At 60.0% G+C, this 12,604-nt stretch carries 9 protein-coding genes and 1 pseudogene; 8 read left to right on the top strand and 2 right to left on the bottom strand.

Going from position 1 to position 12,604, the window contains the following annotated elements:
* Positions 1-29: 29 nt before the first annotated feature.
* Positions 30-1,586, top strand: coding sequence for a methyl-accepting chemotaxis protein (locus tag KZJ38_RS36945; protein WP_219802532.1), 1,557 nt, complete (start codon positions 30-32; stop codon positions 1,584-1,586).
* Between the two features lie 17 nt (positions 1,587-1,603).
* On the opposite strand, the gene asnB is transcribed toward KZJ38_RS36945, so the two are convergent.
* Positions 1,604-3,454 carry an asparagine synthase (glutamine-hydrolyzing) gene (gene asnB / locus KZJ38_RS25375; protein WP_219802530.1) on the bottom strand — a complete coding sequence of 617 codons (1,851 nt, stop codon included), beginning with the start codon at positions 3,452-3,454 and terminating at the stop codon, positions 1,604-1,606.
* 332 nt (positions 3,455-3,786) lie between these two features.
* On the opposite strand from asnB, the gene KZJ38_RS25370 reads away from it, so the two are divergent.
* The 6 genes and pseudogenes from KZJ38_RS25370 (at position 3,787) to KZJ38_RS25350 (ending at position 10,424) form a co-directional block, all read left to right on the top strand.
* The gene (locus KZJ38_RS25370; RefSeq protein ID WP_219802529.1) at positions 3,787-4,542 is read left to right on the top strand and encodes a hypothetical protein; all 756 of its coding nucleotides are present in this window, start codon (positions 3,787-3,789) and stop codon (positions 4,540-4,542) included.
* Positions 4,543-4,723: 181 nt separating this feature from the next.
* Positions 4,724-5,026: pseudogene (locus KZJ38_RS37215) on the top strand (hypothetical protein); the annotation flags it as partial.
* An 84-nt stretch (positions 5,027-5,110) separates the two neighbouring features.
* Positions 5,111-5,968 carry a lactonase family protein gene (locus KZJ38_RS25365; protein ID WP_246641995.1) on the top strand — a complete coding sequence of 286 codons (858 nt, stop codon included), beginning with the start codon at positions 5,111-5,113 and terminating at the stop codon, positions 5,966-5,968.
* Positions 5,969-6,342: 374 nt separating this feature from the next.
* A complete protein-coding gene (locus tag KZJ38_RS25360; RefSeq protein ID WP_219802526.1) occupies positions 6,343-7,746 on the top strand; it encodes an FAD-binding oxidoreductase in 1,404 nt (467 codons plus the stop codon).
* A 110-nt stretch (positions 7,747-7,856) separates the two neighbouring features.
* The gene (locus tag KZJ38_RS25355) at positions 7,857-8,831 is read left to right on the top strand and encodes a helix-turn-helix domain-containing protein (RefSeq protein WP_281425864.1); all 975 of its coding nucleotides are present in this window, start codon (positions 7,857-7,859) and stop codon (positions 8,829-8,831) included.
* Positions 8,832-9,008: 177 nt separating this feature from the next.
* Positions 9,009-10,424: a GDSL-type esterase/lipase family protein gene (locus KZJ38_RS25350; protein WP_219802523.1), complete on the top strand. Its 1,416-nt coding sequence runs from the start codon at positions 9,009-9,011 to the stop codon at positions 10,422-10,424.
* Positions 10,425-10,476: 52 nt separating this feature from the next.
* Here KZJ38_RS25350 and KZJ38_RS25345 read toward each other — a convergent pair whose 3' ends face one another.
* Entirely contained in the window at positions 10,477-11,031 is a 555-nt protein-coding gene (locus KZJ38_RS25345; RefSeq protein ID WP_246641994.1) for a cupin domain-containing protein, read from the bottom strand.
* Between the two features lie 329 nt (positions 11,032-11,360).
* Here KZJ38_RS25345 and KZJ38_RS25340 point away from each other — a divergent pair, with 329 nt between their 5' ends.
* Positions 11,361-12,575 (top strand): SAM-dependent methyltransferase, encoded by a 1,215-nt coding sequence (locus KZJ38_RS25340; protein ID WP_219802521.1) that lies wholly within the window; start codon positions 11,361-11,363, stop codon positions 12,573-12,575.
* Positions 12,576-12,604: the final 29 nt, after the last annotated feature.

Here is a 12,604-nt window from a genome sequence, read left to right as displayed (position 1 = left end):
CGAACAATAAATCGAACGGGGAGATCTGCATGTTACGGAATATCAGCATTCGAACGAGCATTACGCTCGTGATCGCCGTGTTCTTCGCGATGCTGGCAGTGGCGAGCGCGGCCGGCGTCGGCGCACTGAAGCAAAGCAACGATGCACTGCGCGAGATGTACGAGAACGACACAAGCGCCCTGATCAGCTTGAAGTCGAGCGACGAGTTGCTCCAGCATGCACGCGTATCTCTCGACAGTTACATGGCCTTATACGGCGTCGGCGATCCTGAGCCGGAACTGCTCGCCGCGGCACGTAGCGACCTCGCGGAGTCCGACCGCACTTTCGGCAACTATCTCGCGCTGCAATCGCAGAATTCCGAGTCTCTGACGGCGGCGACGGAGCTGAAGCAGAAACGCATGAGTTTCATTAAAGACGCGGTGCTCCCGTCGCTCGATGCGTTAAACGACATGAATTTCAGCGGCTTCAAGGATCTGCAGGGGAAAAAGACACAGGCCCTGGCCAACGCCTATCAGGCTGCAATGACCGCGCGCGCAAACGCCGTCATCGACAGGCAGAAATCGCGTTATGACGACGCGCAGGCGCGCTTCCGGTTCATGGTGGCAGCGCTCGCTGGCGTGTCCGCGCTCGCGCTTGTCATTGGTTTGCTCGCGCGTGCGATGCTCGTCGGCGTCGTCGCCCGCCCCGTCGCGCAATTGATGACGCATCTGCAGCGCATCGCTTCGGGCGATCTTCGCGCCGACGTTGTGATCGAGCGCCGCAACGAGATGGGCGCGCTGCTTGCCGATCTGAAGAAGATGCAGGATGCGCTCGCCGACACCGTGCGAAGCGTGCGCGCCAGCACCGAATCGATCAACGGCGGCGCACAGGAAATCGCAACAGGCAGCGCCGATCTATCGAGCCGCACCGAACAGCAGGCAGCTTCGCTCGAGCGTACCGCCGCGAGCATGGAGCAGTTGACGTCGACCGTAAAACGCAATGCGGACAATGCCGATCAGGCGAACCGGCAGGCGTCGCACGCATCCGAGACAGCCGCCCTCGGCGGGCAAGTTGTGAGCGACGTCGTGAGGACCATGCAGGGCATTTCGGCGCATTCGTCGAAGATCGCGGAAATCGTCGGCCTGATCGACAGCATCGCATTCCAGACCAATATCCTCGCCTTGAACGCCGCGGTCGAAGCCGCGCGAGCGGGCGAACTGGGGCGCGGCTTTGCCGTCGTGGCAAGCGAAGTCCGCAGTCTCGCTCAGCGCAGCGCCAGCGCGGCAAAGGAAATCAAACAGCTGATCGTCGACACGGTTGACAAGATTGCGGAAGGTTCGTCGCTGGCCGACCAGGCGGGCCACACGATGACCGAGATCGTGTCGTCCGTGAAGATGGTCAGCGACTACATGACCGAGATCTTCGCCGCCGCGCAAGAGCAAAGCGCCGGCATCGAGGACATCAACCGTGCCGTGATACAGATGGACTCGACGACGCAGCAGAACGCGGCGCTCGTCGAACAGGCAACCGCCGCGGCGCGTTCGCTCGAGGAACAGGCTGTCGTACTGCGCAAGGCGGTGGCGGTGTTCAAGCTGGAGTCGGCTTAGGGCACCTGAGCGTTCGTTCAGTTGGCGACGCCTCGCACCAGCTCGACGTCGTACCTTTCCAGCCAGTCGGACATCGCCAGCAAGTGATCGATGCTCGCTCGCTGCCAGGCATTGCTGACTTCGTTCAACGGTTTATCGATCTGCTCTCGCAATGCCGTGACGTTGAGCGTCTGTGTCGTACGCGGTGACGGCTTCGAGATCAGTTTGTCCATGCGGTCCCGCAACGCCTTTTCATACGCGGCGTCTTGCGTGGCCGGATAGGGACTCTTCACGCGTTTAAGGATAGTTTCGGGTACCAGGTCGCCGGCTACCGCACGCAGCAGACTCTTCTCGCGTCCATCGAACGACTTCATGCTCCATGGCGTGTTGAAAACGTATTGCATCAGTTCGTGGTCGCAGAAAGGCACGCGAACTTCGAGGCCTGCCGCCATGCTCATCCTGTCCTTCCGGTCTAGCAACCTCGGTAACCAGTAAACGAGATGAAGGTGGCAGATTTCGCGCATGCGCTTCTCGACACCGGTCTGCCCTATATGCGGTACCCCACGGAGTGCCTCGCTGTAACAGTCGGCCTCGTACTCCTTAAGACGGAGTTCCTTTGACAGGTCCGGCGACAACAATGCATCGAACGTCAACGGCGAAAACTGCATCCACGGGAACGTATCGGCGCCGACCGTTTCGGGAGTGTGGAACCATCGATAGCCGCCAAACACTTCGTCGGCTGCTTCGCCGGATAACGCCACCGTCGAATTCTCGCGCACTGCCTTGAAGAGCAGATAGAGCGAAGGGAAATTGTCGCTTCCGGAAAACCATGCGGTGTCGAGCGCATCGACGACCGCACGCCGCACCTGCATATTCGCGAGATCGCGATCGTTCAATACGATCTCGGTGTGCTGCGTCTTCACCTGCGCGACGAACTCGCGCACAAACGGTGCATCCGCGGTATCGCGGTAAGGATCCTTGGTGAAAGCATGACCATGGTCCGCGAAATCGACCGAATAGGAATGCACTGCGCTGCCGCTTCGTTCCCGCACGATCCGGTCCGCCATCGCAGTGACGAACGATGAATCGAGGCCGCCCGAAAGCAGGCTGCAAAGCGGCACGTCGGCGACAGTCTGCTCACGCATGATCCGGTCGAAGTGTCCACGAATCGTTTCGATCGTGACATCCAGCGAATCGGTGTGCTCCTGCCCCTCGATCTTCCAGTAGCATCGGTCCGTAATGCCGCTGCGCGACACGCGCAGCACGTGTCCGGGTTTAACCTGATGCATGCCTTCGTAGGCGGCACCGCCGGGCATGCGAAACGAGCACATGACGTGCCGCAGTCCGTCGAGCCCCACGCGTGGGCGCACTTCCGGATGCGCAAGAATGGCTTTCGGCTCGGAGCCGAACAGCACACCGCGGCCGAAGGGTTGGTAATACAGCGGCTTCACACCCGCGCGGTCGCGCACCAGCAGCAATTCCTCCTTGCGCGTATCCCAGATCGCGAACGCATACATCCCCACCAGGCGATCAACAAACGACTCGCCCCACTCGAGGTAACTGCGCAGCACGACTTCGGTATCGCTGCGCGTGGCAAAGCGGTGGCCACGCTTGATCAACTCGTCGCGCAACTCGACAAAGTTATAGACCTCACCGCTGTAGGTCAGGCATGCAAGCGTTTTCCCCTCTTCCGCGACCTGCATGGGTTGCGCTCCGCCTTCGAGGTCGATGATGGAAAGCCTGCGGTGCCCCAGCGCGGCATGCCGGTCAATCCAGATACCCTGCGCATCAGGTCCGCGCAGCGCCATTGTCCGTGTCATCGCCTCGACGATCGGCTGTTGCTCGTCCAGATTACGTTCGTAATTCACCCAGCCAATAATTCCGCACACTTGGTATCTCCACGGCAAGTTACATCACGCGCAATGCATAGGTCGTCATCGAAATTGCATAAAAAAATCCGAGGCAAAAACCCTAAGTGCCCTGCTCGGACAACACATCAACAAAAAGAAAATTCCTCAACGATTGCCGGTAGGGGTTTCCCCGCGCATCCGTGCTGACGGGATGTGAGTATTCCCGCACGGAGTTTCCATTTCTGATCGAACACCATCCGATTGCCGACCGGGCTTGAGCGGCGTGCGCTCGAGGCTGCATATCGGCACGGGGACCACCAGGGAGGTCACTTACGCATTTCCATTTGTCTCTCTAGCTGCGAGGTGAAACGATGAGAACTAAATCGTTGTTAGGGATTGCGGTTGCTTCGGTGGTGTTAGCGCCATCGCTTCAATCCATTCCAGCATTTGCCGACGGCCCGAAATCGGCATACGACAACGGCGGGAGCGATGTATCACTCGATCCCGGCGAAGAACGTATAACAGCCGACGAGGAAAACAAGGCGCGTCAGAAAGACCTGAGCGATGCCTATCACAATGGCTACGCCGCTCGGGCGAAGGAGGACGCCGAGACGTATGCTTCGTTGCGGGATCAGTTGAAGCAAACGGCGAAGCCCGTTAAGGCTAAAGATGTGCCGCCGCTTCCGCCTGGCTTGCCCGGCGACGATGACGACGACGAGGCCACGGTGACTCCGGTTCCGCAGCCGCCGCAGACGGCCCAGCGCGCAATGGCGGCTCAGCCGCGCTACCAGAACGCGGCGCAGCAGCAACCGAGGTACGCGCCGCCACCCCCGCCGCGTTACGCGCCGCAGCCTGTTTATGCGCAAGCGCCAGCTTATGAAGAGGCGCCTTCGCCGTATCGGCCACAGCCGGTTTATGTGCAACACCCCTATGCGCCGCCAGTGCGTACGGTGCCGTACGTTCCCGTGTATGCGCAGGAGGAGTATCAGCCGTATCCGGTGCCGACGGTGGTGCAGCCGGTTGTCGCCGTCACGAGTCCTTACCCGGTTTACCAGGCCGGGTACTGGGCCGGGTCATATCCCCGGCCGTACCGCGCGGGGCCGATGATTTACCAGGTATGGCAATAAAGACGGCGCGGGCCGGGTCGCGGACTCGAGCCCGCTAGTTACAAAGTTGCCTCATGACATACCCGCGTATATTTGCATCCCTCAGTATCAAAGCCGATATCAATGCACGCTTGTTTTGCCGTACTGCGGTTTCTATCATCGATTGCTCATCGAACTCTGATTCGCTCTCGGGAAACCCGCCATGTCCGACAAAGAGAAGTTAAATACGCATCCGTCCCCGCATCAGAATGCCCGCACATGCGTCGGGCACCTCTATATGCAAACCAATGAACAAGCGAACGCGATCGTTCATTACAGACGGATGCATGACGGCAGTCTGGAAGAAGCCGGGCGCATAGCGACGGGTGGTAAAGGATCCGGCGTCTTCAAGCCAGTCAGCGGTCAGTCGAGTGCGCCCAACGCGTTCGAAGGCGCCGGCAGCGTCATTCTGTCGTCCGACGGCCGACACCTCTTCACCACCAATGGCGGCGACAATAGCGTTTCCAGCTTCGCGATAGAGGCCGACGGCAATCTTCGACTGATCGGCGTTGAACACACCGGAAACGAAGTAACCGGACAAAGCGGCACGGTGAAATCACTGGCCTACTCGCGATCGCATCAGACACTCTATGCGTTGCACGCATTCGGTCCCGATCACGTACGCGTGTTTTCGGTCAGCGAAGACGGCGCGCTGTCTCTGCGAGCCGAGCGATATTCGGTCAACGTAGGAACCAGAACCGACAGAATTCCGACTCAAGCCGTACTGTCGCCGGACGGCAAATTCCTGCTGATCGACATTCTGTTCGATGCGCGGCCGGCAACCTCTCCGGACGGGGTGACGACACTCGTGGTTTCAAACGCGCCCGACCCCGACGGACTCGTGGTCTTCCCGGTCGAGGCATCCGGCGGGCTTGGCAAACCGCTATTTCAGGACGCCGGCGGAGCAGGCCCGTTTTACATTGCATTCCTTAACGGAAGCAGCGAAACGTTTCTGAATGGCACAGCGGTCGGCGACGGGCTCGTCATGAGCCGCATCGACAGCGCAGGCCAGGTTAGCGTCGACGAACTCGTGCCGATCGCCACCGGCGCCGGCAAGCCGTCCGAGCTTTGCTGGCTCGCGATCTCACCCGATAACCGGTTCGTGTTCGCAACGAATTTCGGCTACGGCAATATCAGCAGCTATCGGATCGACGACGGCAAGCTGGCCATCGCACAGGATCCGGCATGTGAGTCCGTGCCCGGCGACGGCACTTTCCGGGCGGTCAACGGCCTGGTGAGCAGCGGCCCGAGCGATAACTGGCTATCCCCCGATGGTAAGCATCTCTATCAGATATACGGGAACGCCTCCGTGCTCGTCGGTTATGCCGTGCATGACGACGGCTCGCTAACGGAGCATACGAAAATGACGATTCCGTACAACAGCCCGCAGGGACTCGCAGGCTTCTAGCCGGATGGGCGTTGAGTGTCGAGGGTCGCCCAGCACCGGTTTCCAGCTATCGCTAACGACGACTGTTTGCGTAAAGAGTTTCAAATCACGCCATATCGTCACGAAACGCCCACATGAATTAGGAATGCCATCTGCGTTGCTTCATCGGGCGACGCCCCTTTCTATTCGCGTTGAAACGCGGAATATCCCCGCTATGCCGGTGTTCTAGGACTTGTCGAACTGATTCGCAGAACGTTCGATGTCTGCGATCAAGCGATTTGAACACCGCTGCGTCAACGTCCACACCTGTTGCGGACTCGCCCAGCGAACCTGATTCGCTTCAAGCGCAATCCATCTCATGGATTCGCCGTCCACTCACTACAGGATGTGTATGTATGGCCTTTAACGATTCGTCACTGCCGCCGGTATCGCCGGAGGATGCCGCTTCCCTCGCCACCGCGGTCGCAGGTTCGGTTCTACTGCCGGGCGCCGCCGGATACGATGAAGAGCGCGCGGTCTGGAACCTGAATCACGAACTGGTGCCCGCCATGATCGTAGTGCCGCAGAGCGTGGCCGATATCCAGGCCGCGATTGTTTTCGCGGCGAGGCAGCAGCGGCCGGTGATGGTGAAGACCACCGGCCACCAGATAGTTGGCCACGCGCACGGCGCCGTCGTGATCGCGACCCGACGCATGAATGATGTCGCGATCGATGCGGCCCGCCGCACGGCCCGCGTCGGCGCTGGCGCGATCTTGTCCGAGGTCGTCGAGAAAGCCGCCAAGGCAGGGCTCGCTCCGCTGAACGGGTCGAATCTGACCGTGGGAGTGTCCGGTTACACCCTGGGCGGGGGGCTCAGCCCGACGCTCGGCCGTGCCCACGGCTATGCCGCCGACCATGTGCGCTCGCTCGATGTCGTGACCGCGGACGGCGAACGGCGGCATGTCGACGCGGAATCGGAACCCGATCTGTTCTGGGCGATGCGCGGCGGCAAGGGCAACTTCGGCGTGGTCACCGCGTTGGAGTTCGACCTGTTTCCGGTGCCGCGGCTCTACGGCGGTGCCATCTATTTCGCCGGTGAACGAACGGCCGACGTGCTGCGAGCGTGGGCCGACTGGCACCCGGGCACCCCGGAGACCATGGCCACGTCGATCGCCGTGATGCGGATGCCGCCGATACCCGAAGTCGACGAGGCTCTACGCGGAAAATTTCTGGTGGCGGTGCGGATCGCCTACAACGGCACGACCGCGGATGGCGAGCGGATGGTCGCGCCGCTGCGTGCGATCGCGCCGGCCGTCCTCGATACCGTGCGGGACATGCCGTACACCGAGGTCGCGTCGATCCACAACGAGCCGACCGACCCGGTGCCCTACTACGAGCGCGGCATCATGCTGCGGGAATTCCCCGCCGAGGCGCAGGACAAGCTGATCGAACTCGTCGGTCCGAACGTCGACACCGCGCTGGTGATCGCCGAGCTGCGTGCCTTGGGTGGAGCTTGGGACCGCGAACCAGCCGTGCCCAACGCAGTCGCGACCAGAGGCTTGCCGTACAGCCTGCTGGGCGTCGCGGCCGGCCCGCTGCCGATGGAGCAGCAACTCAAGAGTTCGGTCGCCGCCATGCTCGACGGCATGAAGCCCTGGCAAGCCGACCGGCGCTACGTGAACAATCTCGCGCCGGATGAGGCTGCCGACGCCGCGTCGATTTACGGCGCGGAGCGCTACGCGCGCCTTGCGTCCATCAAGAAGCGCTACGACCCGACCAATATGTTCCGGCTCAACCACAACGTGATTCCGGCCGCCTGAGTGCGCGGTGCGCACGACGGCGCAAGCGTGATTTCGTCCCGATTTCACGGTTTAAATGACATATGCCGGGCACGAACTAAAGAATAGGATTGTCTTCCTTAGCAGGAACTATGTATCGAAACGTGAATGCCCGGTTTGATGAAAACACCTGGAACGGCGTGCCGGTAAGCCGTGACGCCTGGATCGAAGCGGTGAAGACGAATTGTGGTCTGGAATGCCGCTTCGAATCGTCCCGATTCGGCGTGTCCTCGCTAAACAAAGTATCCGCGGGCCAAACCACCGTAGTGGACATCAATGCCGCGTGGCAGTCGATTTCCACGCCCAGGCATGCGAGCGTCTGCATCGACGAACGTCTGTACGTGCAGATCGTGACCAGCGGCATGATGTCGATGGAACAGAACGGCGAGACGATGACGGTCCGGCCCGGCGACATGCTGGTGATCGACCCGCGGGCGGGATTCAAGGAGTCGTTTCGCGAATCGACTCGCGTGGTGGTACTCAATATGCCGAAGTCCGCACTGCGCGAGCGTGGACTGCGCATGCACGTTCCGAGCGCCTGCATACGGGGCCCGGCGTCGCCGGACGTCGGTGTGATGCGCGAGTTCGTGCTCCACGTCGCCTCTCACGCTGGCAAGGCCAGCGACGCGCTGCTTGCGCGGCTAGGCGATCAATGCCTCGATCTGATGGACGTGTTGATCAACGGACACCATGATCCTGCCTCGGACAGCGCGAGTGCGGTTACGGCGCTGCGCGCAAAACAGCTGATCGCACGCCACATCGGCGACCCGAGCCTGAGCGTCGCTCGCATCGCCGCACAGCTGAACATGTCGGCCAGCAGCCTGACGCGCATGCTGCGCGCCCAAGGGGTATCGCCGATGCGCTATGTGTGGTCCCTACGCCTCGAGCATGCGGCACGGCTGCTTGCCGACGCGCCGCGCAGCCCGATTGGCGAAGTCGCGTTTCAGTGCGGCTTTGCGAACGCGGCGCACTTCAGCCGCGCGTTCAAGGAACGCTACGCGATGACGCCGCGGGAGTATGCGGCAAACCACAAGGCCGCGCGCGGCGACGCGCACGAAGGGTCATAGGCCGCGCCACCGAAATCCTGTACATCTGTTCGCATTGCGCTCCGAAATGCCGGGCGTTGCTCACTACAATCGTTGCCGTTTTGCGACCTTCGCTTCGCAAAACGGAACATAAAACGATAAAGCGCACGCAACGAGGGAAACGAAAACACCACGGCAACACTCATCCCCGGAGGCATCATGCGACAACCGATCGCGACGTATGGACATGGACGCAAATCTTCACTGCTTCAAGGTAAAAGCTGGTTGATATCGGCCCTGTTGATCAGCGGCTTGCTCAGTGCATGCGGGGGAGACTCCGATCCGCAGTCGGGTGCGACCAGTGTGCTGGCCGGACCGTCACCTCAGGCCAACTCGGCAGCCGCCACCACCCGCTGGGCAACCACATGGGAAGCCGCCATGCTGCAGAACGGCCTGCAGAATTTCGATTCCGACACGACGCGAACGCGCATCCACACCAGCGCGGGCGGCTCCGGCGTGCGCATCCGGCTCTCGAATGTGTTCGGTACACAAACGATGATCGTCGATTCGGCGAACGTCGCGCTGCCCGATACGAGCAACGCGAGCGATCCCACGGCGATCAACACCGCAACCCTTCATCAGGTGACGTTCAATAACGGAGAGACCTTTGCTGAAGTTCCGCCAGGGGAAGAATTGCTCAGCGACCCGGTCGCGATGAATGTGCCGAAGCTTTCCGACCTGACGGTGACGATGCACTTCAACGGATTGACGCAGTATGCCGACGGCCATTCCGATAGCGTGACGCCGCTGCCCGGGCTGTATGTCGTCAGAGGCCAGAATGTCGCGACGAACCCATCGTTTTCGAATCTTTCGTTCGAGACGTTCAACGGCGTTTTCAGTCTGAGCGAAGTCGAAGTGCAGGTGCCTGCGCAAACACGCGTCGTCATTGCGATGAGCGAGTCGATTACGGACGGCCGCGGCGCCGGTGATATCGAGCACACGTGGCCGGCGGCGATGGCGGGTCTCGCGAATGCGGGCAACAACACGGTCGCGGTCGGCAATGCCGGTATCGGCGGCAATTCGCTGTTCAATACGACGATCGGTGGCCCGGGGTGCTGCGGGGTGGATCTGCTCGACCGGTTTCAGCGGGACGTCCTGTCACGTAACCCCACCGACATCGTGATTCTCGCCGGCGACAATGACCTCGGCGGTCACTCGGCAGAAGACATCATTGCGCGTTATCAGATCCTGATCGAAGCAGCGCACGCGCAGCACATCAAGGTGTATGGCGGAACCAACACGCCGATCGGCGATATCGTCGGCCTTAACGGCCAGCCGGTTGCCACGGGCTTTTATACGCCGGCCAACGAAACCGAGCGACAGCAGCTGAACGCATGGATTCAGGCGCCCGGTCACTACGATGGCGTGATCGACTTCTCGACGGTAGTCGGCAATCCGTCTGTCACGCCATTAGGTATCGCGACCGCCTGTTACGATCCCGAAAGCCCGATCCATATGAATAGCCAGGGGTACACGGCAATGGGAACGCTCGCCTACGATGTTCTGTTCGCCAAGACCGCGAAGCCGGTAGCGCCCTGCAATTCGCTGCCGTTTCCGCCGGCAACGGCATCGTAAAATCGGGCTCGCCGAGGTCCTCTGATAGACGCGGATCACCCGGTCGATCAAGTCATTTCAGTACGGTCAGAGGACCGCAGTCATCATCGGCGACGAACGTCGCGAGAATCGAAGCCGGCTCCGTCGCACTCGCGTTCTCAGCAAACAGGTGAACGGTCCCGGGCGGCTCGAACCAGGTCTGCCCCACCACGAAGGACTCGGTGGGTGACCCTTCGAGTTGCGAGCGGACCGTCCCCTTCAGCACAAACGCCGTCACAGAACCCGGATGGGTATGAGCCGGCGTGTACCCGTTCGGCGGAAAATCGACACGCGCCACCGTAATAGATTTGCCCGGTACATTCGGAAGCTTCTGACAAGTCAGCGTCGTCACAGTGGTGCGTGGCCTCGCCCCCTGATCCGCGCCCTCTCCGGCCATGTTCATGTGCATGTGCATCGGTTGTACAGGCTTATCGTTCTGTACTCCCACGCTTGTCGGAACGTCAACGGCATAGATCGACAGGAGAGCCAGCGCGCCCGCCAAGCCTGCACCGACGAACACTGCGTTCCTGCGAGGATGCCTGAAAGCCGGCCCTCGCACGTTGAAGCCAAAGTTGTCTCCAGATTTCATCTCACGCCCCTCTGTCTGACTCCCAATTAAATTCAACCTTGGAACGACGGTCAACGTTCCATTCGTATATCGAACCATGCCTGGGATTCGCGAAGAGGTATCCGCTCTGCGATGCGCAAAGCAAAGGGCAGCGGACAGCGGACGATTCGATTGACACCCTTCATCGGCGCGCGCCCGTGCGTTGACCGACAAAGTCAGCTTGCCATCGCCTTACAGGTCTATTCACATTAACCATCTATATGGAATTTACATTCGCATCCGGTTGTTCTCTTTCGGATGTGATGTTGGCTATGTGCATACCCCTTCTCTTTGGTGACTGGTAGACAAGAATGATTGAAAGGAAGATTGCAAAGTGGGCGGAAGACGTTCGAACCGGATCCGACGTTCCTGTCCGGTTGGTGTTATGGAATGGCACGCAGTTGGAGCTGGGCACGCAAAACCCGCTTGTTACCGTTCGGGTTAATAGTGTGTCCGCACTGCAATACTTGCTGGAGCCAAGTCTCGATAGCCTCGGGGAAGGTTACGTGAAGGGAGGCCTGGACGTTGAAGGCAAGCTGTCGGACATTATCGACGTCGGTTATCGGCTCTCTGACGGCGCGCAGCAAACGTCGGGCGTATCGGCCGCCTTTACACGTCTACGCCGCTACTTCACGCATACAAGGGATGCGGATCAAGCAGCGATTCAGTTTCATTACGACGTGTCGAATGACTTTTACAAGCTGTGGCTCGATGAGAACATGGTTTATTCGTGCGGATACTTCGAGAACGGTGACGAAGATCTCGGCACCGCGCAGTTAAAAAAGATTGACCACATCTTAAGGAAAATCCGGCTCTCACCGGGCATGCGCCTGCTTGATATCGGTTGTGGCTGGGGAGCACTCGTCATTCGAGCCGCGCAAATGTACGGGGCGCATTGCGTCGGGGTGACGCTTTCACAAAATCAGTTCGATCTTGCTACAGAGCGTGTCAAAGCGGCCGGACTCGAAGGCAAGATTGAGATTCGCCTGCAGGACTATCGGGACGTCCAGGGACAGTTCGACCGCGTGACGAGCGTCGGGATGTTCGAGCACGTCGGCCGTGAAAATTTGCCGAAGTATTTCCAGAAGATCCATCAACTGCTTGCCGATGATGGCATTGTGATGAATCACGGTATCACGACCACCGATCCGGATAACGCGCCGAGTGCTGTCGGCGGACGAAACTTTATCGATCGCTATGTATTTCCAGGCGGCGAGCTTCCGCACTTGAGCCTTGCGTTAAAGGCAATGCGTGAAGGAGGACTTGAGGCGCTCGATATCGAGAGTTTGCGGCGTCACTATGTGCGCACCTTGAACTTGTGGTCGCAGAATTTCGAGGAGAAAACCGAGGAAGTCCGCAAATATATCGACGGGGAACGGTTTCGCGTTTGGCGACTTTACCTTGCAGGCTTTGCGCATGCGTTCGATATCGATGAGGTGTCGATCTATCAGATCGTTGCGCATAAGGCCGGCAAGAACGCCAAGACTATTCCCTGGATGTCGCGCAAACATATGTATGCGGAGTAGCGTTCGCCGATACCGACGTATAGAAAATG

Source organism: Paraburkholderia edwinii, assembly GCF_019428685.1.
In the GTDB taxonomy this organism is placed as follows: Bacteria; Pseudomonadota; Gammaproteobacteria; order Burkholderiales; family Burkholderiaceae; genus Paraburkholderia; species Paraburkholderia edwinii.
This window is presented reverse-complemented; position numbering and strand designations above follow the sequence as displayed.

What these genes read in the sequence shown, in the direction of transcription:
- KZJ38_RS25355 (WP_281425864.1), top strand. Translation starts at nt 7,857, where the DNA reads ATGTATCGAAACGTGAATGCCCGGTTTGATGAAAACACCTGGAACGGC.
- KZJ38_RS25340 (WP_219802521.1), top strand. Translation starts at nt 11,361, where the DNA reads ATGATTGAAAGGAAGATTGCAAAGTGGGCGGAAGACGTTCGAACCGGA.
- KZJ38_RS25370 (WP_219802529.1), top strand. Translation starts at nt 3,787, where the DNA reads ATGAGAACTAAATCGTTGTTAGGGATTGCGGTTGCTTCGGTGGTGTTA.
- KZJ38_RS25345 (WP_246641994.1), bottom strand. Translation starts at nt 11,031, where the DNA reads ATGAAATCTGGAGACAACTTTGGCTTCAACGTGCGAGGGCCGGCTTTC.
- KZJ38_RS36945 (WP_219802532.1), top strand. Translation starts at nt 30, where the DNA reads ATGTTACGGAATATCAGCATTCGAACGAGCATTACGCTCGTGATCGCC.
- KZJ38_RS25360 (WP_219802526.1), top strand. Translation starts at nt 6,343, where the DNA reads ATGGCCTTTAACGATTCGTCACTGCCGCCGGTATCGCCGGAGGATGCC.
- KZJ38_RS25350 (WP_219802523.1), top strand. Translation starts at nt 9,009, where the DNA reads ATGCGACAACCGATCGCGACGTATGGACATGGACGCAAATCTTCACTG.